Origin of the sequence: Sphingobium sp. JAI105 (assembly GCF_015752145.1) — a bacterium.
Classification (GTDB): Bacteria; Pseudomonadota; Alphaproteobacteria; order Sphingomonadales; family Sphingomonadaceae; genus Sphingobium; species Sphingobium xenophagum.
The window spans coordinates 145,770-171,186 of record NZ_JADOUC010000002.1 but is presented as its reverse complement, the minus strand read 5'-3'; the positions used below and the strand labels follow the sequence as shown (position 1 = coordinate 171,186).

Below are 25,417 nucleotides of genomic sequence, written 5' to 3'. Positions count from 1 at the left end.
CGGGTCGCTATATCCGGCGGCTTCGATCTCGTGCGTCGGCGCGCTGGATGTCAGTCATGCGGGCGGCATCCTCAGGCGTCCCAAGGATCAATGGACGACGCCATTGCGCGATCTGCGCCAATTGGTCGCCAAAGCTGGCGAATGGCGACCAATTTCCATCTTCCTTCTGAAACACCGAAGCGCCAGATGCGTGCGCAAGGGCTATTCCCCCGGCGACATCCCAGATGTTGGGTGTCGCGAACCTGGCGACTTGTAGCAGGCCTGCGGCCACGAACGCACATTCGATCGCAGCCGATCCTGTCTTGCGCCCATCCCATGGCCCGACGCCAGACTGGCCATGCGGGTCGCCCGCGAGCCGTTTGCGAACGGCGGGGTTGGGCATGCGTGAGACCTGTTCGCCTTCGAACCGCAAACCCGCGCCGCCGCCGCTATGATAGACGCCAGGCGTCAGCAAATGACTGGTGCTGCACCATAAGGCGCCCACGACCGGAACCCCCCGGTACAGGACGCCGACGGATGATGCGAATAAGGGGAAGCCGTTGATGAAGTTGCTTGTTCCATCGATCGGATCGACCGCCCAGACGAAATCACTGTCCAGCCCCGGCTGGACGGCCATTTCTTCACCGATGATGCCATGGTCGGGAAAATGATTTACCAGATGACTACGGATCATCGCTTCGACCCGGCTGTCGACTTCGCTCACCGGATCGCGCATCAAGGCGATGGCGTCGTCATCCCCCTTATATTGCACGGCCATAAGGCTGCCCAGCGTAGCCAGGATTTCTCGGCCGCCGATCGTGGCCAGTTCCACCGCAACAGCTTCCATGCGGGCAAGTAAATCCGGTGTTGGCATCGGCTTAGCAGGTGTCATCGTCATGTCCCGTCATGCTGCTCGGCACCAATATCGTCACCGGCTCGTCGTCCAGCCGTACTTCTACCGTCCATGCGTCGTCGGGCATGTCGATGGGGCGGTCGTCGATCCGGGGGCAAAGCCCGCTGGCTTGAAGTGTGACGACGCAGCCGGTTTCCAATCGGGCCGGTGGCGGGCCGGAGAAATGTTCGGCCCACCCGACCATGGCGTCGCGATCAACCTCGCCAACGAGCAGGATGTCGAGCAGCTTATCCTGTGTGTCCGCCCTTGGCGCGAAGGGGAGCCGTGGGCCGATTGCGCCGATGTTGAGTATTTCTACAAGCAGCCATGGCCCGTCGAAACGGCGTCCATCGATATCAACGACGCACGCGATCGGCTTGGCCGTGCGCAACGTCTCCCGAAATGCCGCGCGGCCGTTTTCGCGCTTCTCCTCCGGGGTGTCGGGCGATTCATCGACAAGTTCGATGGATTGATTGAGCGCGCCAATACCTACCGCTTCCAGAAAGCCTTTCCGCCCGAACGGCCCCGTGACGCTGCCTACGGTCAGCTTCTTTTCGCGCGCACTGTCGAGACCAGCAATGACCGCTTCGGTCGATTGACGAATGCCCAGCGCCCTTGCGACATTATTGGACCCGCCTATCGGCAGGATCGCAATGGGTACAGATCGGTCGGGTATCTCGGTGGCGACCGAAGCTACGGTCCCATCACCGCCAGCGGCGATCGCCATTTCCATGCCGTTCATCCCGGATCGAATATCGTCCTGGCCATGTTCGCAATAGTGGATGGCAAAGCCAGCCTCTTCCAATTGACCCATGAGCGACCGGATCGGCCCGGGCTTTGTTCCCGCATTGGGGCTATAGACCAAGAGCGCCTTCACGCGAAATATCTGCCATTCAGCCCATATCGCGTCTCCGACATACCAATCATAGCTGCGCCCCAAACTCTTCCAAAGCAGTTGTCACGACTTCGATCTTTGCATCATCCTGCAAATCGATCGAAACCATGATGCCGCCAGCAAGAGGGACATCGTCCCTTTCCTCCTGATCGACCATTTCGCTATCTGCGCCTCCGGTTCGGTTGCCTGCGCTGTTGTCTGGTCCGGATGCCGCCACGAAAATATCGGTGCGTTCGATGCCGATTTCCTGGACCAGCCGTTCCACGGCCATGTCCGCCTGGTCCCGGCTATCGAATGTGCCTGTCAATGTGGTGCTCATGGTGATCCTTTCGTCAGGGCTTGGAATCGGCGCGATCGGCCTCTGGATAATCTTCCGGTTTTACCGTGCCGACGGAGGGACGATCCTCGACATCCTCCTGCGACTTGCCGCCGCTTGTGCGGGGATCGGGATCATCCTCATTGGGTTGCACGTCACCGACAGACCCACGACGGGGCAGCTCGTCCGATTGACCCTGTTCAGGGTTGAGACCATTCTCGTTTCCAGGCATCAGCTTGATCCTTCCTTTCCATACCCCATAGCCGGAGGCTATCCACGGCTTTGGTATGAAGCGCCGATCGAGCGATCGGTTGCATTCCTTCTCCAACCTTATTGCAGGAACCACATGCTGCGTGGACGGTTGTATCTGAACATATCAAGAACAATAAAGCTGTCATGACCGACCATTCCCGTAATCCCAAACTCGACGAGCACCCGGCTTCGAACGCTGAGAATGATCCAGCAGATTGGGTGTCGGGCAATGAACCCATCACCGGCGCGCAGGCGTCCTATCTAGCGACCTTATGCGAAGAAGCGGGTGTGGAACTGCCAACCGGAGATCTGAAGAAAGCAGATGCATCGCGTCAGATCGATGAGATGAAAGCAAAGCTTGGGCGCGTCTGACGGACTTGTAGTTCGAACCATTTGTGATGGTTCATGCCGGGAATCGCACCACATGATCTAATTTTGATGGAGGGGGCCGGGCCTGCCACAGCGTCACGTCCAATCCTCAAACTGATGTCGATCAGATAGATTTTCCAACCGACCGTGGGACCCATCCGACATCCAGGCGTTGTCCGCTCATACCGAAACGCAGCCCCCGAACGATCGGACTGCTCCGTGCGGACATTATAAGAATAGCTGGAGAAAATCCATGACGATGGCGACAGACGACGCTCCACCGACGACATCGAAATTGAACGAAGAGCGTGCGAGCGCCATCGAGGCCGTGACGCGACCCAAGGGTGACGACCCGATCGGGCGCGCGGTCACGATCAACCGACCTCGCGACGAACTCTTCGCCTATTGGCGCGATTTTGCCAATCTGCCGTCGTTCATGGACAATGTCGAACGCATCGACATCCTGTCCGCCACGACCTCGCATTGGGTGGTGAAGGCGCCGGCTGGACGCATCGTGGAATGGGACGCGACCATTACGGAGGAGAAGGCTGGCGAATTGATTGCCTGGACCTCTGCCGAAGGCGCCGATGTCCCCAATAGCGGCCGCATCGAATTTCGCGATGCCGGCGATCGCGGGACGATCGTTACGGCAACCATCGCCTATGATCCGCCCGCAGGCGTGGTGGGCAAGGTGATCGCCAAGCTCTTCCAACGGGAACCCGCCATCCAAGCGCGACGCGATCTGCGCCGGTTCAAGCAATTGATGGAAACGGGCGAGATCGCAACCGCAGCCTGGACCCAAAAGCAACGTGACGAGGAGAAAGCCTGATGCGCGCGCTCACATGGCACGGCAAGCATGACGTCCGCGTCGATACCGTCGACGATCCCGAAATCCTCAACCCGCGCGATGCGATCATCAAAATCACGTCGACAGCGATCTGTGGGTCCGACCTCCATCTGTATGACGGCTATATTCCGACCATGCAGGCGGGCGACATATTGGGCCATGAGTTCATGGGCGAAGTGGTCGAAACCGGTCCCAAATCCACATTGCAAAAGGGACAGCGCGTCGTGGTGCCCTTCACCATTGCCTGCGGCAGTTGCTATCATTGCGGCAAGCATCAATATTCCGCCTGCGACAATGGCAACCCGGCCGACAATCAGGACATCGGGCAGGAGATGTACGGCCAGCCGATGTCCGGGCTGTTTGGCTACAGCCATCTGACCGGCGGCTATGCAGGCGGCCAAGCTGAATATGTCCGCGTGCCGTTCAGCGATGTGGGACCGATCGTGGTGCCGGATGGGCTCGAAGATGACGAAGTGCTGTTCCTATCCGACATCCTGCCGACCGGCTGGCAGGCGGCAGAGAATGCGGATATCGAACCGGGCGACACGGTGGCGGTGTGGGGTTGCGGGCCGGTCGGACTGTTTGCAGTCCAATCCGCTTTCCTGATGGGCGCGCATCGCGTCATCGCGATCGACCATTTTCCGCATCGGCTGGAACTGGCGAAAAAATTCGGCGCGGAGACGATCAATTTCGAGGAATCCAAAACCTACGAAGCGTTGATGGAGATGACCGGCGGCATCGGGCCTGATGCGGTGATCGACGCGGTGGGCCTAGAAGCCCATGGTTTCTTCGTCGACAATGTGGTGGATCAGATCAAGGCGTCACTGTTCCTGGGGACCGATCGCACCCATTCGATCCGGCAGGCGATCCATGCCTGTCGTAAGGGTGGGCGTGTGTCGATGCCGGCCGTCTATGGCGGCTTCGTGGACAAGTTTCCCTTGGGTGCTTTCATGGAGAAGGGGCTGACACTCAAGACTGGCCAGACAAGTGTGCAGCATTATATGCCCGCCCTGCTCAATGCCATTCTGGAGGGCAAGATCGATACGACCTTCCTGATCTCCCATCGCATGGGGCTGGAAGACGCGCCCAAGGGCTACAAGATGTTCCACGACAATCAGAATGAAGTGACCAAGATCGTGCTGAAGCCCGGTCTTGCCGCCGCCGCGCAATAGGAGAGACAGACATGGCCAATAAATTCGCGATCGTCACCGGCGCCTCCACCGGCATCGGCTTTGAACTCGCCTCCATCGCCGCGGAAAATGGGTATGACTTGCTAGTCGTGGCCGACGAACCGCTGATCGACGCCGCAGCGCAGGATTTCAAGCAGCATGGCGTCGAAGTTATCTCGGTCGAGGCCGATCTTTCGACATTACAAGGCGTGGACACGCTCCTCGCCGCGGCCAATGGTCGACAGGTCGATCTGCTATGCGCCAATGCCGGGCGCGGGCTTGGCCACGCTTTTCTCGATCAGGACGTGAGCGACTGGCGGCGCGTCGTAGACACGAACATTACTGGCACCCTGTATCTGCTGCAACAGGTCCTGAAGGCCATGGTGGCGCGTAACGACGGCAAGGTGTTGATCACCGGATCAATCGCAGGCTTCATTCCAGGCAGCTTCCAGGCTGTCTATAATGGCAGCAAGGCGTTCGTGGACAGCTTTGCCGATGCGATCCGTAACGAGATCAAAGACAGCCAGGGCGTCACCGTCACGACCCTGATGCCAGGTCCGGTCGAGACGGAATTTTTCGATCGCGCCGACATGCTCGACACTAGCGTGGGATCATCCGACAGCAAGAGCGATCCTACCGACGTGGCGCGCGATGGCTGGGATGCGCTTATGAAGGGCGAAGCGCATATCGTATCCGGGTGGAAGAACAAGGTGCAAGTGGCCGTCGCGCATGTCACCCCGGCCTCGGTGCTGGCGGAGCAGCATCGTAAGATGGCGGAACCGGGGTCGGCCCACAAAGGCTAGAGCCCTGTGCAAACCTATCACTTTTGCTCGGTAGACGACCGGGATTGGAAGCTGCGCTCCCTTTTTCGCTGAAGAAAATCGATCTACCAAATTATCGAATTTGCCAAGATGGGTAGGCGGGCTTGGAGGGAGGCTGGCCATCCTCATCTTTGCTCACATACTGTTTTAGAAGAGATTCGTTGGTACAGCTCAAATCGATGGAGCCTGCAAACGTCGAATTACGGTAACCAGCCTTCGCACCACCGCATCGAAACAAGGTATTTCGGTGGATTGCCACCAGAACCGGACGTTCCGCAGCCGGGATACAAAAATCCGCTCCTGAATGTCGGATTTGGGTCGATTTCACCCGGGGCTAACGCTGCGTCGTGGGACAATTCTGCCGTTCCCGCGCGGAATGTGCAGCGGCAGGTTCAGTGCCAAAACCCGACAGTCGATCGTCGGCTCGCTTCGCCTGACGGGCTACCGAAAAGGGGGTAGCAGCGCACTGGCGCCGCGTAGATGCGCTAATGAAAACGGCTGGCATTCGTTTAGCAAGTTCTGCTACAAAACGTAAACAAGTCAAACGCTCAAGTCCTCGCTACGATACTGTGTGTGAACCGTGCCGGTTGTCGTTCTCGACGTACGGCGCGCTGCGGCCAGTGAATTTTATTCCACAATGATTTGGTGACACTGCAGCTAAAAGCCATGATACGCCTCGTTCATGGACGAATCCAAAACAGAGCTTGCGAAGGATCGCACTGATCTGGCCGAAGATCGTACTCTTCTCGCAAACGAGCGGACCTTCGGCGGCTGGGCGCGGACTGCAATGGCCTCGATCGGCATCGGCATCGGCTTTAATGCACTGTTTAAGCCCGTCGAGCCAACATGGGTCGCCAAGGCGATCGCTACCTTGTTCATCGTCCTCGCCGTGTTTCTTGTCGTATCCGCCGAGCGGCGCGCATGCCGCGTGCAGGCTCGTCTCAGCGCCCACAGTGTCACAGACGTGGCCACGACCAATTTCAAAGTCATGGCGATTGCAATCTCAGTTGGCGCCGCCAGTTTGATCGTGGCGATCTGGTGGCTCAGCTAATATTTGTCTTCGCCGAGCTCAACAGCTGACGCCTTATGCTTATCCTGTTCTGACGCCAGCTTCCGCTCTAACGCAATCGGCAGGGCTTCCTTGAAGGTCAACGTTCGATATGGATAAGGGATCTCCATCCCCGCATCGTCTAAGGCCCGCTTGATGCTACGAAGAACTGCATCACGGCTGGCGTGCGCCTCGTAAGGTTTCGAGCCCGCCCACCATCGTACAAGAAAATTAACTGAACTGTCGCCAAACTCCTTGGCGAATATGTCGATGCGTTGCTCACTATCGACTCCATCAGCACGACGCACCGCTGCCTCGATCACACCGTGCGCTTCGTCCAGATCGACGTCGTAGCCGACGCCCACCTCGACTTGATGCCGGCGCGTCGACGAGTCAGTCAGGATCTTCACGGGGTTTTTGAACAGGTATGCGTTGGGCACGAGCACTAGCTCGTTGCTGAGATGCCGCAGATAGGTGTCGCGCAGCGTTATGTGTTCGACCTTGCCCGAGACATCCTCGCACTCGATCATGTCACCAATGCGCATCTTTCGCCTCAGCATTATGAGTATGCCGGCGAGGAAATTCTCAAAAATGTCCTTAAACGCAAATCCGACCGCGACCGAACCTAGTCCGACCAGTGCAAGCAGGTTGGCGGGCGTCACCCCCGGTAGGACAATTGAGCTGGCGATCATCAGACCAATCAGCCAGATGATCACGCCCGTGACCGTCTCGAACAGGTTGATCAACGTTCCCCGGATATCGGTGTGGCGAAGTAGCCGCTCAGCAATGCGGCGCGCGAACTTGGCGGCCAGCCAGGTCAGCATCAGCACGACCAGCGCGATGCCGAGTTGCGGCAGCACGCGAATGAAATCGGCTAACATCTGCTGCAGGCGATTTACCAGAATTTCGACGAGGTCCATGCTGATATCTTTCGGATATTCTCAATTGGCCGTCAGTAGAGGCCGTATCGATACACTAGCAGCGCAGAGAGGGTAACAATCATCAAGCCAACTAGTGGCAAGCCGGTTCGGGTATAATCGCCAAACTTATAGTCGCCTGCCGACATGATCAGCATATTGGTTTGATAGGCGACCGGAGTGGCGTAGCACAGATTGCAGCCGAACAGGACCGCGAGCACGAGCGGCTCAACGGGGATATTCAGTTGCTGCCCCAGACTGAAGGCGATTGGCGTACCGACCGCTGCAGCGGTGGTGTTCGACGCAAAATTCGTCAGCAAGGTGACGAAGAGCATCACAGCTGCCAAAACTCCTGCTGGCGGTAGAAACTGTAATCCCAACGCGAGCAATTCGCTCAGCCAAGTAGCCGCGCCGGTTTCTAGCACGACGCGGCCGATCGCGATGCTCGCGGCGACCAGCACGATCACCTTGGCCGACAGTGCGCGTCCAATTCGATCAAATCTCACGCAGCCAGTCACCAACATTGCGATGGCGCCCCCCAGCGCCGAGATCGCAATCGGTACGATCCCCATGCTGGCCGGTATCACCGCACACGCCATGATCGCCAGCGCCAGCGTGGCCTTTGCGGTGCGGGGCATCTCCTTTGCACCGTCGAGTATTAGCACGTTCTCAGCTAATGACATTTTACGGATGTTGGCGCGCGTTCCGGTGACCAGCAGGATATCACCTTCATCGAAAGCAGTTTCGGATATAACGTCAGTCGATGGCTCCGCCAACCACGACCGGTGGGCGCGATGTACACCCAGAATGGCGGTATTATAGCGTTCCGCGACGTTGGCCGATGCGACGCCTCTGCCGATGAGTCCCGAATCCTTCGGTATCGACAATTCGACGACAGTGAGATCTTCGCCGGTCCGGGCGTAACCACCGCGTAGCCGCTCCATCAACCATGCTGGGGCCGCAGTGGCGCCGAGCACGCGCATCGTTTCCTCTAGTGCCACATGCGTTGCTCGCACCAGCATCCGGCCATCGCCGCCTGGCTCGCTCAGAATCTCAACTCCCGTCGGCAGCAGTGCGTCCAGTCGGCTGCGCGGCACATCCCAGGCAACAGAACTGCCCCCGAGACGCAGCAGCGCGGTAAACTGGCGCGGCGCGTGCCCGGCCACGACCGAGTTGTCGGGTAGCAATCGTGGCATCACCAGCCAGATGAACGGCAATGCCACCACTGCCGCCATCATTACGATCGGCGTGAAATGGAACACCGTCATCGCCGGCAATCCCATATCGCCAGCGATCGACACCACCAGCAGGTTAGTTGAAGTGCCGATAGTGGTCGACATGCCGCCGATCAAAACTGCGCTATTGATCGGAATCAGCGTGCGCGATGCAGGCATTCCACCGTTGGCTGCGATCGCCGCCATGATAGGCAGCATCAACACGAGCACCGGTGTGTCATTGACCATCATGCTCATACCGAGCGCCAAAACCAAAGTAACAAGCAGGCCGATTTGTTGGTTAAACCGCCAAACCCGTGTCAACAGACGAGAGACAGGCTCTAGCGCTCCAGTCGTCACCAGCCCGCGCCCCAGCACCATCAGTGCGCAGATTGTGACGAGGGCATAATGGCCGAACCCCTCAAACGCGAGCTTTAGCCCTTCCGTGGGCGCCCGACCGGGTAGTGGGAACGAATAGAGGCCGAGGGCGATAGCGCTGATCGTGAGCAGCGAGATGATCTCGACGCGAGCACGGCCCGATATAAAGCCGTAGAACATGGCGCCGGTCAGCAGCATTGCTCCAACGGCATGGAAGGAAGGCGCGTTTATCATCACTCTGCATAACCGGTGCCGTTTGGATTGGCGATATTAAATGGAAGGCAGCATTCGGGATTTCGATCCGGCGTCTCGAATGGCAGCGAAAGGACGCTTTGCTGACTGTTGGCATTGCCCGGGATTGACCTCTGTGGATGGCTCCCGCGTTGCAAGCACAAAATCGATAATCTGGCGGTTGGTCGGGTGCAGACTTCTGTCTGGCCTGTTGGTGCAGTCGTCAGAAAGACTGCTGGCCCTGATGGTATCCGCGAACTGGGTCCCACACTGCTTTGCAGGCTATAGCGCCTTCGTCATTCGCTGGGTTGTCCCGGTTCCCGGTCTGACCGGTTCGCCATCATCTCGCTTTGCTCTCACAACTCCTTGAGCTGTCTCCTCAGCTAACTCATCGTTCTATGCCGTTAGCGCTGGCACGTGATGCTCTTTGTAGACCTCACCCCGCACCATGACCGCCCAGACGATCCGGGCGGTCTTGTTCGCCATTGCGACGGTCGCCACTCGCATCGGCTTTCGTGCCAGCAGAGTGACGAGACGTGGATCTACCGCCCGGGGCTGATTTTTAGCTCGCCGCACCAGCGACGTCATGCCCACGACGAGCAACTTGCGAAGATATTTGTCGCCCATTTTGGTGATGCGTCCAAGCCGTTCCTTACCGCCGCTCGAGCTCTGCAGAGGCGTCAGGCCCAGCCAAGCGGCGAACTGTTGCGCAGAGCGGAACTGGTGCGGATCAGTGACTGACGCCGCCAGCGCTGTCGCTCCGATAGGGCCGATGCCCGGTATCGTCAGGAGACGAGTTGCGAGGTCGCTTTTGCGTTGCCAGGCGAGCAGGTCGCGCTCGATTTCTCGAAGCTGGGCATGAGCGTCCAGCGCTTGTTGCGATAGCCGAGCAACGACCTTTACGGCGTCGGGCGGCACGTCTGGAGCCTCTCCCTCGACGATCGCGCGTGCCATCTCCAATGCGCGGTGAAGACCTTGTGGAATATCGATGCCGAACTCGGCTAGAACTCCGCGCATCATGTTGACCAGTTGCGTGCGCTGCTTGACGAGCAAATCTCGACTCCGGTGCATCGACAACGCTGCCTGCTGCTCCGGTGATTTGACTGGCACGAACCGCATTGTTGGACGGGTGACCGCCTCGCATATCGCTTCTGCATCCGCCGCGTCAGTCTTGCCGCGCTTCACATACGGTTTGACATAAGCCGGCGGCATTAGGCGAACGTCATGCCCGAGCTTGATTAGCTCACGCGCCCAGTGATGCGACGTGCCGCACGCCTCGATGCCGACGAGACAGGGCGACAGCTTCTCGAAAAACGGTAGCACCTGCGCTCGACGCAATGCCTTGCGGACGACGGCCTTGCCCGCCGCATCAACACCGTGAACTTGGAAAACGGTCTTGGCCAAATCAAGGCCGATCGTCATAATCTCCATCGGGTGGCTCCCATATGCTCGTGAATGCCTGATAGCCTTCACACCTTGGCACTTAGATGCCGTGAGCGGGAGCCATCCAACCCATCTGCTTTCGGCTAAAGACGACTTCCGACTGCGGATGTGAGCGACCGGGTCTGGTGGGCAGTCGCTCCGAGACCATCCTGCTTATCCCACGCCAAAGCGTTCTCCGGACGGCCACCCTGGCCATCGGAGAATGATCATGGAGATGCCTGAAACTGAACCCGCCACCACCAAACGCCCCGTTTGGAATGCGGGAAGAACCGTCGGCGCGAAACGCGCGCTGAAACCGAAGCAAATCTGGGAGATCCGATTCTACCTCAATCAGCGCCGCCGCTTGCGAGATCGGGCACTATTTGACCTGGCGATCGACAGCAAACTTCGGGGCTGCGATTTGGTGCAGATGAAGATCGGCGACATCGTCAGCGGCGGGCAGATCCGAACGCGTGCGATCGTCATGCAGCAGAAAACAGGTCGACCCGTTCAGTTCGAACTGCTGCCAGACGCACGGGCTAGCCTGCTGGCTTGGCTCGATCGGCGGGGCGGCACGGTCAATGACTATGTCTTTCCAAGCCGGGTTGACCAAAACGGGCATCTTAGCACCCGCCAGTACGCCCGGCTCGTTGATGAGTGGGTGACAGGCGTCGGCCTGATGCGAAGCGAATATGGCACGCACTCGCTTCGCCGGACGAAGGCATCGATTATCTACAGGGCGACCGGCAACCTTCGTGCCGTCCAAATCCTTCTCGGTCATAGCAAGATCGAGAACACGGTACGCTATCTCGGGATCGACGTAGAAGACGCGCTTGCCCTTGCCGAGAATACGGAAATCTGACCCGTCGGCTCCTCGCCTCCGGCGAGGGGCCGCTTAACCGCGCTTGGGACAAAGGGGCCATTCGCTGCGCCTCCCGCGAACGGCAGCTCAACAACCAAAACCTGATTTTCAAACGGCGCGGGAAGCATGGGCTCGGCTATGCCATGACTGGTCAGAAGTTGAGCGCCCGGTTTTGAATGAGCGCACCGGCAAACCGCCATTTTACTCTTTACGATTGCGGTCGGACGGCATCACTGCGACGAGCACTACCAGCATCACGTCGTGCAAGCTCGATGCCTCGATCACCGCAGAGAGATCGTCGGCAAGCGCGTCATAGTCGTAACCGCCCCCATCGGTCGGCCGACCATGACCCCTGCGATCATAGGCGATGGCCCGCAGGCTCGCAGCGTTCAGCCGCAGCATCGTCTCGCCCCAGATGCGCGAGTCCATCGCCCAACCGGCTAGGAGAAGCACCGGCGGACCGCAGCCCCAGTCGCGCACGAACAGGCCGTGGCCATCGCCGCGTGCAACGAACGCCGAGCTCATGCCGCGCCTCCGTCGAGAAAGCCGATGACCTCCCCGATGCGGCCGTCCGCATCCAGCCGCACGACATCGGTGCCCGCTGCGACGGTCGCGCCGCCGTCAGGGGCGAGCGTCCAGGAAAAGCGCACGAAATCGCCGTGACCGTCGGGCGTGCCAGCCAAAGTGAAGCTGTGCCCGGGAAACTGCACGCGCGCGCCGTCGATCATCGCGGCAATGCCGTCGTGGCCGGTGCCCTGCATCATCGGATCGGCATAGCGGGCATTCGCACTCCAGCCCTTTGACAGGCGGTCGCGGCGCGACGCATCATCGGCGTCGTTCCACAAGGCGATATACGCGCGGGCGATGGAATGTGGGTCGGTCATGGTTGGTCTCCTCTGCTGTCCATCGGCTATGTGGCGCGCCACGTGGAGCGATGCGATTACCTGTCGGGTAATGGCATCGACACAGCCGGATGATAGGAGACGGCCCCATGGCAACGCGGCTTGAAAATGTTGGGGACATATTGCGCGACTGGCGGGGGCGGCGTCAGCTGAGCCAGCTCGACCTCGCCGGGGAGGCGCAGGTCTCCACCCGGCACCTCAGTTTCGTCGAGAGCGGCCGCGCCGCGCCGAGCCGCGACCTGTTGCTCCGCCTTGCCGAGCCGCGGGCGCTACCGCTGCGCGAGCGGAACAGACTGCTGCTGGCGGGCGGATACGCGCCGATCTATTCGGAGCGTTCGATCAACGAGCCCGACATGGCGGTGGCACGGCAGGCCGTCGATGCCGTGCTGCGCGGGCACATGCCGTATCCGGCACTGGCAGTCGACCGGCACTGGAACCTCGTACTGGCGAACGAAGCCGCCGGCTCGTTGCTGACGGATGTAGCGCCCACCCTTCTCGATCCGCCGGTGAACGTGCTGCGCGCCAGCCTTCATCCCGGGGGACTGGCCCCCCGCATCGTCAACCTGCCGGAGTGGCGGCATCATGTACTGACCCGGCTGCGCGACGAGGCTGAGCGCGCCGGCGATCCGGTGCTGGCCGCGCTCCACGCCGAACTTCGCGCCTTGCCCACCCCGGCAAGCCGCCATCCTCCCGGGCCTGGCGGACGCATCGCGGTGCCTCTGATTCTGCGTGGTGCCGATAGTAACCAGAACCTCAGCTTTATCTCCACGACGACTGTCTTCGGGAGCGCCACCGACGTAACGCTCGCCGAATTGACGCTCGAATGCTTCTATCCTGCGGACAACGCGACCCGACTGGCGTTGTCGCCGACAGGTGAGCGGGCATGACCGCTTTGATCCGATGCGGTTGGTCTGCGATCGTGCCTTGCACGGCTTAAATTGGTCGCGTGCTGTCGAAAGGGGAAGCAAGGGCATGCTCCCCCTCTTACGATCCTATGGCTTCGCGGCGACCGGCAGGCGAAATGGCGCGCCGAGGCGATTGAACGCGTTCATTGCTGCGATCACTAGCGTGAGATCGACCAAGTCCTTTTCAGCAAAAACGGCCGCGGCGGCGGCATAGGCTTCGTCCGAAGTATGGGTCGTGCTAACATTCGTCACTTCCTCCGCCCAGGCCAACGCTGCTCGATACTGGTCAGAAAACAGGTGCGGCACCTCCGCCCAGACGGGGACGAGGGTAACCTTGTCGATCGCCATGGTCTTGAGCAGGTCGCGCGTATGCATATCGATGCAATGGGCGCAGCCGTTGATTTGCGACACTCGTAGAAACACCAGATGGATCAGCTCTTCAGGAAGGGCTGTCTTCCTGGTCACATAATGATGGATACCGAACAGAGCCTTGGCGCCCTCGGGCGCGATTTCCGACCAGTTCAAACGCTTCATCTCGGTCATGCTGCTTTCCTCGTAATCGGCGCCGAGCATCGGCGCTCGCTGACTTGACGAGGTACGCCGGTGCATCGTGACATTATGGCGCAGATATTTTTCGTTCCCGCCGTCGTTTCATGTCACACCGGAGGCGGCCATCTCGTCATGCAGGCAGACACTTGCATCGGAGACAGTGACATGAAGATCGTTATTATCGGCGGCACCGGACTGATCGGTCGACCCCTCGTCGGACTGCTGCGGGCCGAGGGTCATGAGGTAGTCGCCGCTTCACCGAGCACCGGCATCGACGTGCTGACCGGCGCCGGCCTGGCACAAGCGCTGAATGATGCCGCCGTCGTGGTCGATGTCAGTAATGCCCCGTCCTTCGAGGACGAGGCTGCTCTCGCCTTCTTTCGTGGCACGACAACCAACTTGCTGAAAGCAGCGCGCGACACGGGAGTGCGTCACGTCATCGCACTTTCGGTCGTGGGGACCGATCGCCTTCAGGCATCGGGTTATTTTCGCGCCAAGCTGGCACAGGAGCACCTGATTGCCGGCAGCGGCATGCCGTACACGATCGTGCGCGCCACGCAGTTCTTCGAGTTCCTATCCACCATCGCGGATGGCTACACACGGGACAATATAGTGTACCTGCCGGGCATCGCGCTCCAGCCGGTCGCCGCAGCGGATGTCTCGGCCCTTCTTGCCGAGATCGCCACAGCCGCCCCGGTCGGCGGCATCATCGAAGTGGCAGGACCGGAGCGCGCGCCGCTGGCCGAGTTTACCGCCAGCTGGCTCGGGGCACGCGACGATCCGCGCCGGATCAGCGTCACCGCCGATCATGACTATTTCGGCGTGGCCGCCGACGACCGCTCGCTGGTTCCGGACGAAAATCCAAGGATCGCGCCAACGCACTTCGATCAGTGGCTTGCCGCTCAAGCGCAGGAGAGCCTCGTATGAGCCGGCACCTTCCGCTGACACTTGCCACAGTCCTTGGTCTCGCATCCGCTGTAAACGGCGCGTTTATGCTGATCTCACCAGCAAACCGGTATTTCGCCGTGCCCGGGGTCACCACCACCGGTCCGTTCAACCAGCATTTTGTGCGCGACATAGGCCTGATCTTCTTGCTCGTCGCAATCGCGATGCTCGCGGGTGTCTTCCGGCCCGTGGCACGCGTTTCTCTGTGGTCCGCCGCCGCGCTCTGGCTTGCGGGACATGCGCTGTTCCATTTCTGGGAAGTGGCGGTCGGCATCTGCGGTCCTAATGCATTGGCCCAGGATTTTCCTGCGGTGACATTACCGGCTATATTGACGACCGTTCTTGCCCTCTGGGCGTGGCGCGACGCCAAGCGCAGTCGCCGAACACATTCGGCGGGGAACAGTCTTGCTGCACAGTGACGAACGTCTCGCCGATTTTGAAACTGAGCGACCAAGGCTGTTGCGTCTTGGCTATCGAATGCTTGGTTCACTCAGCGAGGCGGAAGATATCTTGCAGGACGCGTGGCTGCGTTGGGCGACAACGACGCAGAGCGTTGACACGCCGGCAGCCTATCTGACTCGCATCGTCACTCGGCTTTGCCTCGATCAGCTCAAGTCCGCCCGCGTGCGTCGGGAGACTTATGTCGGTGCCTGGCTGCCTGAACCGTTGATGGGGACGACTGAGGAAGGGGAGACGATCGCCGACGACGTGACGCTCACACTGATGCTCGCGATGGAGCGCCTGTCTCCCCTGGAGCGTGCCGCTTTCCTGCTTCACGATGTGTTCGACATGGCGCTCACCGACGTCGCGACGACATTGGGCCGCGAGCCTGCCGCCGTCCGGCAGCTTGCCTCGCGCGCACGCAGGCACGTCCAGCATGCGCGACCGCGTTTCACGGTTGAGGCAACTGAGGCCGATAGGATCGCGCGCGCCTTCTTCGCTGCTGCCCGCGACGGTGACATAGTCGCATTGTCTGCACTGCTGACACGGGATGTCGAAATTCATTCCGATGGCGGCGGTAAGGTGATTGCCTTCCGCAATGTGGTGCGTGGCATCGAGCGAGCGCTTCGCCTGTTCGCCGGGCTGCATCGGAAATACAGTTCAGCGCCCACGCTCCTGCGGACAGCCACGATCAACGGCCTGCCCGGCTACATCAGTATCGATCGTGGCGACGTGCTGCAGACCACCGCGCTCGACGTGCGCGATGGCCGCATCGCAGCGATCTATATAGTTCGTAATCCCGACAAGCTCCGTCATCTGGTGGGAGCTTTCGGCACAGACGGTCCTCCACAGCACGGCCACTAAAGGTCGTGAACTGGTCGCGACCTGCCGAAAACGGGCTGTCGGCACCCAGGAAGCAAAGTCGACTTTTGGATAGCTTCTAAGGGTCGAAATTTCCGGATGCCGCTGAAGCATCTGCAAATTAGCGAAGCGCGGCGCGCACGGCGCCGCGCTCTATTCGTTCACGCCTTCCCAGCTACGGCTTGCCTCAATTCGCCACTTTCCGTGACGGGCGCAGTGCTTGCTTGCACGGCCGGCACCGCCGGTTTCGGTTTTGCCGCTTTCGTGGCCACCTTCTGTGAGCTTGGAGCTTTCCTGGTCCTCTTTGGCTTGATCGTTTCAGCCTCTTCCCCTGGTGAAACCGTTTCAGCTTTCCTGCCAGCTTTGGGCGCTGGCGCTTGCTTATCGTCCGTTGGTGTAGCCATCGACAAACGGTTTCGCGATGTTTTCTTGACTGCCGATGGTTCCATTTTTCCCGGCTTGGCCGAGGCAGTCTCCGGAGCAGCCATCTTCGTCGTCTTTGATGCCGTCTTTGCCCCAGCTGACTTACCTGCCTTTGCGCCTACACCGACCGTTTCAGCAGCGTCCTTCATGCCAGAGGGAACTGAGTTGATCTTCGAAGCCGCGTCCTTCGGCAAAGCGCCATCGGCGCCGTTCTTGGCAATCTTCGCGGGCTTTCTACCCAGACCAAGCTTTTCTGCGACGGCTCGCCGAGCATCAGAATAGGCCGGGGCGACCATAGGATAGGACCTGGGCAGATTGAACCGATCGCGATACTGGTCAGGCGTCAAACCATGATGAGCCAGATGCCGCTTCAATGTCTTATAGGGCTTTCCGTCGATCAGGCTCAGAATGAAATCGCGCGAAGCAATGCTTCTACGGATCGACACGGCGGGCACAGAGACTATTGCTTCCGGCTCGGCCTCGCTCGCGACTAAATTGGCGGCCAATGCCGCACGGGTCGACTTGATCAAATCAGCCAGACCGTCGGCGGGAACCGTATTGTTGGAGACAAAGGCACTCAGTAGCTGGACGGTGAGTGTTGTAAATTCATTGGGTGTTTCATCGACCATTTATGCGAACCTGTGATCTGTAAGAACGAAAACAGATACTGCGCGTGCAGGAAGAAATTGTAAATGCCCTGTCCTCACCGACGGGCTTGGCGTCTTATCAAGGTTGGCCGGGCATCGCCACATTCCCCGCCCGTTGGGTCAGTGGACACCCAGGCGGTGGACGATGGCCTTGCCCGCAAGATCAAGGTCAATTGTCATGTCTCCGCCTGTTCCGCGCCGCCGCAACGGTGGAAATGGCGACGCGAAGAGTATTGTGCACTCGGCTGCGGGTTATCCCGAATCGACGGGCGATCTTGCCGGGCGGAACATGGTGATGCGCTCAGAGGATCAAAACGCCCCCGGGGAGAGTATCCATTTTACCTATCGCGCGAAAGGCAGCGGGTAAACCAGGCGTTGGTTCCCCAAGGTCCGGCGCGCGAGACCTGACCCTATAGCTGGAAGCGGGATGCTGGGCCGGGTCGCTACAACTGAAAACAAGTCTGCTCAGAGCTACGATCGGAAGAATCGCAGGATGGCTCGGGGAGATTCGCCATATATAAGCCTGCATCTTCTTTGCCAAAACCACTTCCCGATTATGGAAGAGACGGCACACTGGGATACTGGCAATCTGCCAGAGCAAACGGCGTGGATTCGGCCATGGTTATGATCCATTCCGAAAGGAGGGAAAAATTGCGTCAGAAAAGCGCCACCTATGCTTCCCCCTCCTCTCCTATCGCTCCAGCTTGGCAGGACAGACAGGAGGCCTCGTCGTTAGCCGCCTGAGCAAGCATGATCCCTCAACTCGTTGCCGAAATGTCACTCTCCGCCGCAGACACTTGGGCAGCAGTTGCTTTCACATTTCAATTTGAAGACACTAGTTTCTCATCGCAACGGGTTGACCGTCCCACCTGTAAGTATGCCTCGACGGTCCGCCATGGTGAAGGGTCGCATCACCGTGCCAGAGCAAAACATCCCCGCTGAACTGGAGCCCTATCGCGCCGCCGTCGCACAACTGACTGATCGGCAGCGTGAATGCATGGCCCTCGTCGCTGAAAACCTCACTTCCAAGAAGATCGGTAAGGAGCTGGGAATCGCGCCCAATACAGTGGACAAACATGTGAAGACGGTTCGGGCCATGTTCGGGGACATGGACAGGTTCGATGTCGCCAGGATCATTCGCTCGGTTGATGAGGCCGTAGCGGCTGCCGGATTACCCCCCCAAAATTTGGGTAGTCAATCAATCGGACTGTCTCCACGTTCCGTAATTGCGCCATCTGGGCCTAGCGACAACGATGCGGACGCACAGTCTGAAATGGATCGGAGCACCACTCTGGGAAAGCGGGTTCAACTGCTCACCAGCGAGATGCCAACCCTGCTCAACCTGCTGCCTCTCCGCACTTCCAGGAGGCAGAGCAATGACCTGAACCGATATTATCTTTTGATCGCCTTTGCGGTTCTGAGCGCCTGGTCCTTGGTTTCCGTTGGCTCGGCCGCTTCGCTTCTGTCGTCGCTGGGCAGCTTAGCCCGCGACTAGAGAGCATTCCACATTCCGGATCATTCGACCATGCGGCCCCTCAGGGGACGCAGGAAAGGAACACTCATGCCCAAACACCGTCTCGCCATAGCCCATTCCATCGCACAGCGCCTCTACGCTGCCGAGGAAGCACTGGATCTGGCCGCCGCGCGGATTGCAGAACTGAACGCCGCCTTGCCCCTGGCTCGGCTCGATGGCCGGCTCGCGGCTTCGATCGGCCAGGATGCCTTTCGAACATCGGCAGATGCGATCGTCCTGGTCGCAAAGACGCGCAACAAGATCGTCATCACGCACGACATGCTCAAGCAGGTCAGCGACGATATCGGCCTTGGCCAGCAGGCCTATGGCGACGTGTTCAAAGTCGCCGAGAACCGCCAGAGCGTCGCCGACGTTCACCGTCTCGCGGCCTGATCGTCGTCGCTAATTTATTGACGAAACGAAACATGTTCTGTTTCAGTGGGTGATGACCAGGCAAATGATCTTCGTGTGTCTTTTGATCCTGAGCACGCTCTATGCCGTTACACGGGGTGGCCGGCCTGAACAGATCGCGGCGGCCACCCTTGTTCTCGGCGTCATGGCGAGCGTCGCCAGTGCCCATCATGCACCGCTGCGCTTTCACGAATTCGAAGCCGGTATATTGGCGGTGGATCTGGTCATGGTCGGCATTTTTCTGGCTTTGTCGTTTCGCAGCACCCGATTCTGGCCGATTTGGATTGCAGGCATTCTTGGGGCGGAGACGATCGTTCACATCACGCGAGCGATGGTTCCCCATGTCGTACCGCAAGCCTATGTCGATGCTGCTGGTCTGTGGAGTTGGGCAATCCAGACGATTTTGATTGCGGCGACGTGGCGACATCGGAACCGCCTGCGGCGAAATGGTACCGATGCGGCTTGGCGAGTAGATTGACCATCGCTTGTCGATGGCCAGATTAGCCGTCGCCGAGTAATTGAGCCGCGACCGGGCCAGCAGATTTTATGACCCAAGGCGCGAAAGGGCGCGCACATCTGTCGAGGCGTCTTGCATCCATCGGTTTTGGTCCAAGGCCTCCATGACTCGATGCGAGGGTGACATTGCCACGCCCTGGAGCAAACGCGTCAGGATCGCCGGAGCCAGGATGCGTCTTCGAACTTTGACGATAGGAGTAAGATCGATGCCGCAACTGACGCGCACTCGTTTGGAGATGTGCCACAGACTGATCGCGTGCCGCAAAATCGTGGGCGATCGGCTGGGCTATGGCATGTGTCCCAGCCCTATCCTTGACATGCTGCTGGAGCTGTTCGTCACCACGCATGAACGGCGACCTGTCTATTCATGGTCGCTCTGCATGTTCGCGCACGTCCCGATTTCCACAGCTCTTCGCAAGATGGAAACGATGGAACAGGAAGGAATGGTAATCCGCGAAAAAACCGGCCGGGACCGGCGCCGAATTCAGGTGTGCCTAACGCCTGAAGGCCGCGCGGCAGTCGAAGGGCTGCTCGATCGACTGGCGCAGATTTACGCCGGTGAACCGCTTTCAGCGTCGGTCCCGCCGGGACCCCGGCATCTTCCTGCGAGCGGCGCTCTGTCTTCCCAAGATTAGCTGTTGCGCTCCGTGCACCTTGGCCTGAACAGCTCCGATTGGGCACACCACACAGAGTGTGCTGTTGTGTTTATGGAAAAAATCTTGCAATGGGTGCTCGATTAGCACTTGTGTCTCGCGGCTACCATTGCCCTGAGCCGATTTTTGGCGGGCAAGCGCTCTCATGCGGATGCCTACCCACTGGCTCAGCCCGCATGTGCACCCGCGTTGTTGAGTACAAAGGCAAAGACGTCGGCGAACTGGGCATCGACTTGCTGACGTGTAGAGCCGACACCATGGCCCGCATCGAAGTCGACGCGCAGAAGGACGGGACCGCCTGTCGACGCCTTTTGCAATCGTGCAGCGAATTTGGCGACATGCCAAGGGGCCACGCGCGGATCCGTAATACCCGTCATCGCCAGCACGGCCGGGTAGCGGACCCCGTCCTTGATCTTCGACATCGCATCCATGGCAACGAGGCCACGATACTCAACTTCGTCGGAGGGATCGCCAAATTCCGGGAAATTCGGCGCGGAGTTTTGCTCCACGCCCGCTCGCGCGGTATTGGTCCAGCCGACATTGTCAATCGCACCTGCAAACAGGTCAGGCCGCTCGGCCATGGCATTGCCGACAGCGATGCCGCCTGCGGACGTGCCCATGATCGTCAGTTTGGCAGAAGACGTCCAACCGTTGCGAATCACCGCTTCGCAGCCGTCAATGAAGTCTCGCCATGTGTTGGGCTTATTGGCCTTCTGTCCAGCTCGCCACCACGGCGCGCCGAACTCGCCGCCGCCGCGCGCGTGCACCTCGAACATCACGCCTCCCTTTTCGAGAAACGCGAGGTAGCGCGGCGAAAATACTGGCGCTGCTGATATACCATAGCTGGAATAGCATTGGCCAAGCGCCGGTGCCGACCCGTCCCGGCGCAAACCTTTCTTAGCGATGATGGACACTGGCACCTGGGTGCCGTCGCGTGAGGTCGCCATGATCTGCGTCGATTCATAGTCGGCCGTGGAGAAGGCAGGCCTTGGGCTTAATCCGGTGTCGACAAGTGCGCGACCGGCGTTTGACCTATAGATGCCGAACGGCTGCACCCAACCCGCCATGCGCACATCCACGCCGTCTGCTTCGGTAGAACCGAACAATCCGTAGATGCCCGCGCCGAACGGCATTGTGATATTCGTGACATTGCCTTGCGGATCCAGCCGGTGAAGCGTCATAGGGCCGCCATTCTGCCGTGCGAAATACACGCCGTCTTTCGTGGCGACGAGCCCAGTATCGGCCGTCTCGATAGGAGTCTTGCCTTCGGGCACCACTATCTGCGGTAGGATCAAGTCCGGATTTGTGGCATTCACCTTCACGATCTGGCCAAGCGGCGCACCCTTCTCCTGCACCAGGTAGACGTCTTTCCCGCGCAATGCGAAGCTGGTGACCTGATCCTCCATGCGCGCCACCGTCTGCCACTTGGCGTTCCCAGTCATGACCTGCGCCAGTGGCGCTGCGAACAGAGCATTTTCGCGGCGCACGCCGCCGTAGGGAAGGAGCAGCGCGATATCCGACCCCGGCGTGGTGACGATGAACGGAAAATCGATCGGCAATATGGTGTAGCCGTCCACTACGTCACCACCCGCCGCGATGCGTACATCTTGCTTGAGATCGGTGCCCAGCTTGTGAAGCCATGCGACGGCGTTGGCGAAATAGTCCGCAGAGCCCTTCACCGCACCTTCGCGCAAGCGCACGTAGAAGAAGCCGGAACCATCGGGCAGCCAATTGGGATTGCCGAACCGGGCGCGATCGATCGTTTCAGGAAAATGCGACGTATCGGAAACGCGCATAATCCGCATCACCGATTCTTCGGAGCCAGCTGGCGAGATGCCATAAGCGATCAGCGACCCATCATCAGAGACGCTCCACCAGTCGAGGCTGGTATGGGCGCCGCTGGCATCCTTGATCGCTTCGGGATCGATCAACAGGCGTTGCTCCCCTCCCGGTCTTTCGAGCAAATAGAGCTTTGCAACGTTCGCCCCGCTGGGGCGGAACTCTAAAAATGTTCGTTCTCCTGAGCGCTTGACGCGGCTGGCGACCGGGAGGTCCCCGGTAAGCTCGCCTATGCGACGGGCAAGCGCGTCCCGTCCTGGCATGGCGTCGAGCATCCGCCGCGCGTAAGCGGCATGCGCCTTCATCCAAGGCAGCCAGTCAGGATCGGTGGGATTTTCCATCCAGCGATACGGATCGGGAATGATCGTGCCGAAGCGACCGTCAGCAATGTTGACGATTTTGGCGAGCGGCGGCCGGTCGGCTTGGGCCCATGCCATCTTTGAAGTTCCAGCAGCAAGAAGTGCAGCGGTTGCGCCCAAAAAATGACGACGGTCCATCCATACCTCCTTGCGTGGTTGAGCCATAGAGCGACTCAGCTATTGAGGATGCGACCATCTTGTTCGCAACGTGATGACACGCGGTGATGACGCTGTCGAGTACGCCTACGAAAAAGCATCGTTGTGAATCGGCAAGTGCCAGGGTTCTGTTGATTGGCGCTGAGCAGTGATGGAGTGGCTGCCCCCTCCCGACGGCATCGACTGTGCCAAAATGATGTTTCCAAACATCATAGCAGAAGAGAAGGCGTCCATGGGCGAAGTTAGTATCATCGGTCTAGCGGCAGGCCAGGCTCCAACACATGGGCGTCAAATATCGCGACAGTCAGCCATTCAATGGGCCACTCGACCTGGGCAACATTGCTCTTGCAGCGGACAATGCCGGTGCCGTCGTGCGCCACCTTCCAGCGACACTGCATGGCTTGATCATAATAGCCCATGAGCAAGCTGCTGTCGCTTTAGACCCCCTAAAAACCGCTCATCGTCATAGGGTGCCGTCAGCATGGTCTCGACATCGTCAGCAACCTGAAGGCGTACGCTATCTGGAAAAGGAGTGAGGGAACCGGACATCACAAAAATTTCTCTTTCCTACATGGGAACATATAGCGAACATATAGGTCAGGAAAGGAGTCGGCAGTGATGATAATCGACGGATCATTTCTTCTTGGGATCGCAGCGGTGCTGACGAGCATCGCGACTTTGTGGCGCAGCCTGAAGGGGCGGAGATAAGGATCAGGGGCGGTACGATTTTGCCGCTCGACGACGAGACCGGACCGTCGCCGGTGCAGGCTGTCTTATTTGGCGTGCCTGTCGCCGGACGATCTGGGTTCGAGCGCAACCGCCCCGTCACCGGCGCGTTAAATCCATTCGAGGAGAGAATATATGACATATCGGCTTTCCGTGCCCCCAGGTAGCAGGGCACCCTATCCCGCACACCCGGCGCCGCATGCCGAAGGCATACAGGCAGATCATCCAACAACCGGTTCGAGCGAAGGCGAACAGGATGTGCACCTATCTGGCCCGGCGAAGTTTTTGGGTGCCGCAGTCGGGATAGGGTCAGCCGCTATTGTCGCAGCGCTTCTTTACGCGCGGCAACGACGCATCTGAATATGAACATGACGGCTGGCTGCGCTATGGCGCGAGTCAGGCCGTTTGATCGGGCTTCTTGTCGAGCAGCAGTCGCTCGCCCTGTTGTTGAGTGATCGCCTTGATCGGTGCTGACATGAGGCTGAGCAAGGCCGGCAATTGCACGGTGACGTGCAGGGAAGTTTCGTGCGCATGAACCGTGCAGGGCACTTCGACGCCCATTGTCGCGACGGTCAGCGATAATTGATCCTGGCTGGGCCAGCTATGGGTGACGGTCGCCGCGCCGCCGGGAATGTGGGAGGCGAGCTTGCCTATCCCTGTCGCCATGCGGCGCCTTGCTTCTTCACGGCCGAGATCATGCGGAATTTCAATGATCGTTAGTCCTGCCATTTTTGGTCGACGCGCCGCCCGCTTGGTGGTTCCGCTTTGCCTTCCGAAATCGTCAGTGATGACCCAAGCTCAATAGGCAAATTTTGGTCGATAGGCGAACGTCGGGTTCTGGTGCTGGCTCGTTCGCGCGGCGTCAGACCGCAACTAACGTCGGTCATTCACTTTGTCTTTGGCAGTCGACGGCCCGCCTTGTTGAGCAACCTCTAATCGGACCGTTCAAAGCGCACGATCAGCAGATTTTGTTTTTCTGGTCGTTCAGCCCAACCCGGCCCAGCCCTCAAAACCCTTGATCGTTTATCTGACCCACTGCGACGAAGGGCTGCTTTAAATGCCAAAGCTCTGAACAAGCCACTATTAGGCTCAGGACCCATTGATTGGCTGAGAGCGATGTGATTCAGGCTCCGCGAGGAGATTGAGCATGAGCGACCTGTATTGGCTGACGGACGAGCAGATGGCGCGCCTTTTGCCATATTTTCCCAAGAGCCACGGCAAGCCCCGGGTCGACGACAAACCGGTACTGAGCGGGATCATCTTCGTCAACCGGAACGGGCTGCGCTGGCGGGATGCGCCCAGGGAATATGGGCCACACAAGACATTGTATAACCGCTGGAAACGGTGGGGCGAAATGGGCATGTTCACGCGGATGATGGAAGGCCTGTCCGCCCAGAGGGCCGAGCCGCAGACCGTCATGATCGACGCAACCTATCTCAAGGCCCACCGCACGGCTTCCAGCCTTGGGGTAAAAAAGGGGATCTCGGGCGTCTGATCGGACGGACCAAAGGCGGCATGAATACGAAATTGCACGCCGTCACCGATTCCAACGGCCGACCTTTGAGCTTCTTCATCACGGCCGGCCAAGTCAGCGATTACACCGGTGCAGCGGCCTTGCTCGACGATTTGCCCAAGGCCAAGTGGATGCTGGCCGACCGTGGCTATGACGCTGACTGGTTCAGGGATGCGCTGGAGCAAAAGGGCATCAAACCGTGCATTCCGGGCCGCAAATCTCGCTCTTTGCCCGTCAAATACGACAAGCGGCGGTACAAACGGCGGAACCGCATCGAGATCATGTTCGGCCGTCTGAAGGACTGGCGCCGCGTGGCAACGCGATATGACCGTTGCCCAACCGTCTACTTCTCCGCACTCGCACTGGCCGCCACCGTGCTCTTCTGGCTGTGATCAGTGAGTCCTGAGCCTAATCTGGAACCTTCACAAGTCCCGCCCGTTCCCTTT

Annotated in this window: 29 protein-coding genes; 16 read left to right on the top strand and 13 right to left on the bottom strand. The window is 59.4% G+C overall.

The annotated features are described in order from the left end of the window. Positions 1-7 precede the first annotated feature (7 nt). From IWY39_RS18290 to IWY39_RS18275, 4 genes are all read right to left on the bottom strand, one after another. Entirely contained in the window at positions 8-877 is an 870-nt protein-coding gene (locus tag IWY39_RS18290) for an inositol monophosphatase family protein (protein ID WP_196871672.1), read from the bottom strand. Continuing rightward, positions 858-1,748 (bottom strand): diacylglycerol/lipid kinase family protein, encoded by an 891-nt coding sequence (locus IWY39_RS18285; RefSeq protein ID WP_181316834.1) that lies wholly within the window; start codon positions 1,746-1,748, stop codon positions 858-860. The genes IWY39_RS18290 and IWY39_RS18285 overlap by 20 nt, the downstream gene beginning before the upstream one ends. A 46-nt stretch (positions 1,749-1,794) precedes the next feature. Continuing rightward, on the bottom strand, positions 1,795-2,037 hold the full coding sequence (locus IWY39_RS18280; RefSeq protein WP_229380757.1) for a hypothetical protein: 243 nt from the start codon (positions 2,035-2,037) through the stop codon (positions 1,795-1,797). 61 nt (positions 2,038-2,098) lie between these two features. Further along, positions 2,099-2,314: a hypothetical protein gene (locus tag IWY39_RS18275; protein WP_107126014.1), complete on the bottom strand. Its 216-nt coding sequence runs from the start codon at positions 2,312-2,314 to the stop codon at positions 2,099-2,101. Positions 2,315-2,478: 164 nt separating this feature from the next. Between IWY39_RS18275 and IWY39_RS18270 the strand changes: the two genes are divergently transcribed. The 5 genes from IWY39_RS18270 (at position 2,479) to IWY39_RS18250 (ending at position 6,591) form a co-directional block, all read left to right on the top strand. Further along, complete coding sequence (locus IWY39_RS18270; RefSeq protein ID WP_107126015.1) at positions 2,479-2,706, top strand: DUF3072 domain-containing protein; 228 nt, start codon at positions 2,479-2,481, stop codon at positions 2,704-2,706. A 250-nt stretch (positions 2,707-2,956) separates the two neighbouring features. After that, positions 2,957-3,532, top strand: a complete 576-nt coding sequence (locus IWY39_RS18265; protein ID WP_107126016.1) for an SRPBCC family protein — start codon at positions 2,957-2,959, stop codon at positions 3,530-3,532. Then, positions 3,532-4,722: a zinc-dependent alcohol dehydrogenase gene (locus IWY39_RS18260; RefSeq protein ID WP_107126017.1), complete on the top strand. Its 1,191-nt coding sequence runs from the start codon at positions 3,532-3,534 to the stop codon at positions 4,720-4,722. The genes IWY39_RS18265 and IWY39_RS18260 overlap by 1 nt, the downstream gene beginning before the upstream one ends. 11 nt (positions 4,723-4,733) lie before the next feature. Beyond that, a complete protein-coding gene (locus IWY39_RS18255; protein WP_107126018.1) occupies positions 4,734-5,522 on the top strand; it encodes an SDR family NAD(P)-dependent oxidoreductase in 789 nt (262 codons plus the stop codon). A gap of 700 nt (positions 5,523-6,222) precedes the next feature. Beyond that, on the top strand, positions 6,223-6,591 hold the full coding sequence (locus IWY39_RS18250) for a YidH family protein (RefSeq protein ID WP_107126019.1): 369 nt from the start codon (positions 6,223-6,225) through the stop codon (positions 6,589-6,591). On the opposite strand, the gene IWY39_RS18245 is transcribed toward IWY39_RS18250, so the two are convergent. The 3 genes from IWY39_RS18245 to IWY39_RS18235 all read right to left on the bottom strand — a co-directional run bounded on the left by IWY39_RS18245 (position 6,588) and on the right by IWY39_RS18235 (position 10,759). Next, positions 6,588-7,508 carry a mechanosensitive ion channel family protein gene (locus tag IWY39_RS18245; protein WP_107126020.1) on the bottom strand — a complete coding sequence of 307 codons (921 nt, stop codon included), beginning with the start codon at positions 7,506-7,508 and terminating at the stop codon, positions 6,588-6,590. The genes IWY39_RS18250 and IWY39_RS18245 overlap by 4 nt on opposite strands. A 32-nt stretch (positions 7,509-7,540) precedes the next feature. After that, positions 7,541-9,295, bottom strand: a complete 1,755-nt coding sequence (locus IWY39_RS18240; RefSeq protein ID WP_229380758.1) for an SLC13 family permease — start codon at positions 9,293-9,295, stop codon at positions 7,541-7,543. A 429-nt stretch (positions 9,296-9,724) separates the two neighbouring features. Continuing rightward, positions 9,725-10,759, bottom strand: coding sequence for an IS110 family transposase (locus IWY39_RS18235; protein ID WP_107126022.1), 1,035 nt, complete (start codon positions 10,757-10,759; stop codon positions 9,725-9,727). Between the two features lie 220 nt (positions 10,760-10,979). Between IWY39_RS18235 and IWY39_RS18230 the strand changes: the two genes are divergently transcribed. Continuing rightward, a complete protein-coding gene (locus IWY39_RS18230) occupies positions 10,980-11,612 on the top strand; it encodes a tyrosine-type recombinase/integrase (protein ID WP_107126051.1) in 633 nt (210 codons plus the stop codon). Between the two features lie 201 nt (positions 11,613-11,813). On the opposite strand, the gene IWY39_RS18225 is transcribed toward IWY39_RS18230, so the two are convergent. Then, complete coding sequence (locus IWY39_RS18225; protein WP_107126023.1) at positions 11,814-12,137, bottom strand: alpha/beta fold hydrolase; 324 nt, start codon at positions 12,135-12,137, stop codon at positions 11,814-11,816. After that, entirely contained in the window at positions 12,134-12,496 is a 363-nt protein-coding gene (locus IWY39_RS18220; RefSeq protein WP_107126024.1) for a nuclear transport factor 2 family protein, read from the bottom strand. Before IWY39_RS18220 ends, IWY39_RS18225 begins: the two co-directional genes overlap by 4 nt. Positions 12,497-12,603: 107 nt before the next feature. Between IWY39_RS18220 and IWY39_RS18215 the strand changes: the two genes are divergently transcribed. After that, positions 12,604-13,401, top strand: a complete 798-nt coding sequence (locus IWY39_RS18215) for a helix-turn-helix domain-containing protein (protein WP_107126025.1) — start codon at positions 12,604-12,606, stop codon at positions 13,399-13,401. A 105-nt stretch (positions 13,402-13,506) separates the two neighbouring features. On the opposite strand, the gene IWY39_RS18210 is transcribed toward IWY39_RS18215, so the two are convergent. Next, the gene (locus tag IWY39_RS18210) at positions 13,507-13,962 is read right to left on the bottom strand and encodes a carboxymuconolactone decarboxylase family protein (RefSeq protein ID WP_229380759.1); all 456 of its coding nucleotides are present in this window, start codon (positions 13,960-13,962) and stop codon (positions 13,507-13,509) included. Between the two features lie 171 nt (positions 13,963-14,133). On the opposite strand from IWY39_RS18210, the gene IWY39_RS18205 reads away from it, so the two are divergent. Genes IWY39_RS18205 through IWY39_RS18195 form a run of 3 tightly spaced genes read left to right on the top strand, consistent with a single transcriptional unit; the run spans position 14,134 to position 16,218 of the window. After that, positions 14,134-14,895, top strand: coding sequence for an SDR family oxidoreductase (locus IWY39_RS18205; RefSeq protein ID WP_107126026.1), 762 nt, complete (start codon positions 14,134-14,136; stop codon positions 14,893-14,895). Next, positions 14,892-15,332, top strand: a complete 441-nt coding sequence (locus IWY39_RS18200) for a hypothetical protein (RefSeq protein ID WP_107126027.1) — start codon at positions 14,892-14,894, stop codon at positions 15,330-15,332. The genes IWY39_RS18205 and IWY39_RS18200 overlap by 4 nt, the downstream gene beginning before the upstream one ends. After that, positions 15,319-16,218: a sigma-70 family RNA polymerase sigma factor gene (locus tag IWY39_RS18195; protein ID WP_107126028.1), complete on the top strand. Its 900-nt coding sequence runs from the start codon at positions 15,319-15,321 to the stop codon at positions 16,216-16,218. The genes IWY39_RS18200 and IWY39_RS18195 overlap by 14 nt, the downstream gene beginning before the upstream one ends. A gap of 158 nt (positions 16,219-16,376) precedes the next feature. Here IWY39_RS18195 and IWY39_RS18190 read toward each other — a convergent pair whose 3' ends face one another. After that, positions 16,377-17,267 (bottom strand): MucR family transcriptional regulator, encoded by an 891-nt coding sequence (locus IWY39_RS18190; protein WP_107126029.1) that lies wholly within the window; start codon positions 17,265-17,267, stop codon positions 16,377-16,379. Positions 17,268-18,180: 913 nt separating this feature from the next. Here IWY39_RS18190 and IWY39_RS18185 point away from each other — a divergent pair. The 4 genes from IWY39_RS18185 to IWY39_RS18170 all read left to right on the top strand — a co-directional run bounded on the left by IWY39_RS18185 (position 18,181) and on the right by IWY39_RS18170 (position 20,360). Then, on the top strand, positions 18,181-18,780 hold the full coding sequence (locus IWY39_RS18185) for a helix-turn-helix transcriptional regulator (RefSeq protein ID WP_196871671.1): 600 nt from the start codon (positions 18,181-18,183) through the stop codon (positions 18,778-18,780). 66 nt (positions 18,781-18,846) lie between these two features. Then, on the top strand, positions 18,847-19,191 hold the full coding sequence (locus IWY39_RS18180; protein WP_107126031.1) for a hypothetical protein: 345 nt from the start codon (positions 18,847-18,849) through the stop codon (positions 19,189-19,191). Between the two features lie 52 nt (positions 19,192-19,243). Continuing rightward, positions 19,244-19,687, top strand: coding sequence for a hypothetical protein (locus IWY39_RS18175; RefSeq protein WP_107126032.1), 444 nt, complete (start codon positions 19,244-19,246; stop codon positions 19,685-19,687). Between the two features lie 244 nt (positions 19,688-19,931). Next, positions 19,932-20,360, top strand: coding sequence for a MarR family transcriptional regulator (locus tag IWY39_RS18170; protein WP_107126033.1), 429 nt, complete (start codon positions 19,932-19,934; stop codon positions 20,358-20,360). A gap of 185 nt (positions 20,361-20,545) precedes the next feature. Here IWY39_RS18170 and IWY39_RS18165 read toward each other — a convergent pair whose 3' ends face one another. Then, on the bottom strand, positions 20,546-22,714 hold the full coding sequence (locus IWY39_RS18165; protein WP_181316835.1) for a prolyl oligopeptidase family serine peptidase: 2,169 nt from the start codon (positions 22,712-22,714) through the stop codon (positions 20,546-20,548). 299 nt (positions 22,715-23,013) lie between these two features. On the opposite strand from IWY39_RS18165, the gene IWY39_RS18160 reads away from it, so the two are divergent. Beyond that, complete coding sequence (locus tag IWY39_RS18160) at positions 23,014-23,268, top strand: hypothetical protein (RefSeq protein WP_145223561.1); 255 nt, start codon at positions 23,014-23,016, stop codon at positions 23,266-23,268. Positions 23,269-23,854: 586 nt separating this feature from the next. On the opposite strand, the gene IWY39_RS18155 is transcribed toward IWY39_RS18160, so the two are convergent. Further along, complete coding sequence (locus IWY39_RS18155; protein ID WP_107126035.1) at positions 23,855-24,187, bottom strand: polyhydroxyalkanoic acid system family protein; 333 nt, start codon at positions 24,185-24,187, stop codon at positions 23,855-23,857. 418 nt (positions 24,188-24,605) lie between these two features. Here IWY39_RS18155 and IWY39_RS18150 point away from each other — a divergent pair. Continuing rightward, positions 24,606-25,363, top strand: a protein-coding gene (locus tag IWY39_RS18150) for an IS5 family transposase (protein ID WP_107126036.1) whose coding sequence is annotated in 2 segments (ribosomal slippage) — positions 24,606-24,939 and positions 24,939-25,363 — 759 coding nt in all. Because the reading frame shifts where the segments join, the coding sequence is not laid out codon by codon here. Positions 25,364-25,417 lie beyond the last annotated feature (54 nt).

Excerpts from the sequence above, each read along its gene's own strand:
- IWY39_RS18290 (WP_196871672.1), bottom strand. The coding sequence starts at position 877 with ATGACGATGACACCTGCTAAGCCGATGCCAACACCGGATTTACTTGCC.
- IWY39_RS18280 (WP_229380757.1), bottom strand. The coding sequence starts at position 2,037 with ATGGCCGTGGAACGGCTGGTCCAGGAAATCGGCATCGAACGCACCGAT.
- IWY39_RS18275 (WP_107126014.1), bottom strand. The coding sequence starts at position 2,314 with ATGCCTGGAAACGAGAATGGTCTCAACCCTGAACAGGGTCAATCGGAC.
- IWY39_RS18270 (WP_107126015.1), top strand. The coding sequence starts at position 2,479 with ATGACCGACCATTCCCGTAATCCCAAACTCGACGAGCACCCGGCTTCG.
- IWY39_RS18265 (WP_107126016.1), top strand. The coding sequence starts at position 2,957 with ATGACGATGGCGACAGACGACGCTCCACCGACGACATCGAAATTGAAC.
- IWY39_RS18260 (WP_107126017.1), top strand. The coding sequence starts at position 3,532 with ATGCGCGCGCTCACATGGCACGGCAAGCATGACGTCCGCGTCGATACC.
- IWY39_RS18255 (WP_107126018.1), top strand. The coding sequence starts at position 4,734 with ATGGCCAATAAATTCGCGATCGTCACCGGCGCCTCCACCGGCATCGGC.
- IWY39_RS18250 (WP_107126019.1), top strand. The coding sequence starts at position 6,223 with ATGGACGAATCCAAAACAGAGCTTGCGAAGGATCGCACTGATCTGGCC.
- IWY39_RS18245 (WP_107126020.1), bottom strand. The coding sequence starts at position 7,508 with ATGGACCTCGTCGAAATTCTGGTAAATCGCCTGCAGCAGATGTTAGCC.
- IWY39_RS18240 (WP_229380758.1), bottom strand. The coding sequence starts at position 9,295 with ATGCTGCTGACCGGCGCCATGTTCTACGGCTTTATATCGGGCCGTGCT.
- IWY39_RS18235 (WP_107126022.1), bottom strand. The coding sequence starts at position 10,759 with ATGGAGATTATGACGATCGGCCTTGATTTGGCCAAGACCGTTTTCCAA.
- IWY39_RS18230 (WP_107126051.1), top strand. The coding sequence starts at position 10,980 with ATGGAGATGCCTGAAACTGAACCCGCCACCACCAAACGCCCCGTTTGG.
- IWY39_RS18225 (WP_107126023.1), bottom strand. The coding sequence starts at position 12,137 with ATGAGCTCGGCGTTCGTTGCACGCGGCGATGGCCACGGCCTGTTCGTG.
- IWY39_RS18220 (WP_107126024.1), bottom strand. The coding sequence starts at position 12,496 with ATGACCGACCCACATTCCATCGCCCGCGCGTATATCGCCTTGTGGAAC.
- IWY39_RS18215 (WP_107126025.1), top strand. The coding sequence starts at position 12,604 with ATGGCAACGCGGCTTGAAAATGTTGGGGACATATTGCGCGACTGGCGG.
- IWY39_RS18210 (WP_229380759.1), bottom strand. The coding sequence starts at position 13,962 with ATGACCGAGATGAAGCGTTTGAACTGGTCGGAAATCGCGCCCGAGGGC.
- IWY39_RS18205 (WP_107126026.1), top strand. The coding sequence starts at position 14,134 with ATGAAGATCGTTATTATCGGCGGCACCGGACTGATCGGTCGACCCCTC.
- IWY39_RS18200 (WP_107126027.1), top strand. The coding sequence starts at position 14,892 with ATGAGCCGGCACCTTCCGCTGACACTTGCCACAGTCCTTGGTCTCGCA.
- IWY39_RS18190 (WP_107126029.1), bottom strand. The coding sequence starts at position 17,267 with ATGGTCGATGAAACACCCAATGAATTTACAACACTCACCGTCCAGCTA.
- IWY39_RS18185 (WP_196871671.1), top strand. The coding sequence starts at position 18,181 with ATGGTGAAGGGTCGCATCACCGTGCCAGAGCAAAACATCCCCGCTGAA.
- IWY39_RS18180 (WP_107126031.1), top strand. The coding sequence starts at position 18,847 with ATGCCCAAACACCGTCTCGCCATAGCCCATTCCATCGCACAGCGCCTC.
- IWY39_RS18175 (WP_107126032.1), top strand. The coding sequence starts at position 19,244 with ATGACCAGGCAAATGATCTTCGTGTGTCTTTTGATCCTGAGCACGCTC.
- IWY39_RS18170 (WP_107126033.1), top strand. The coding sequence starts at position 19,932 with ATGCCGCAACTGACGCGCACTCGTTTGGAGATGTGCCACAGACTGATC.
- IWY39_RS18165 (WP_181316835.1), bottom strand. The coding sequence starts at position 22,714 with ATGGACCGTCGTCATTTTTTGGGCGCAACCGCTGCACTTCTTGCTGCT.
- IWY39_RS18160 (WP_145223561.1), top strand. The coding sequence starts at position 23,014 with ATGGGCGTCAAATATCGCGACAGTCAGCCATTCAATGGGCCACTCGAC.
- IWY39_RS18155 (WP_107126035.1), bottom strand. The coding sequence starts at position 24,187 with ATGGCAGGACTAACGATCATTGAAATTCCGCATGATCTCGGCCGTGAA.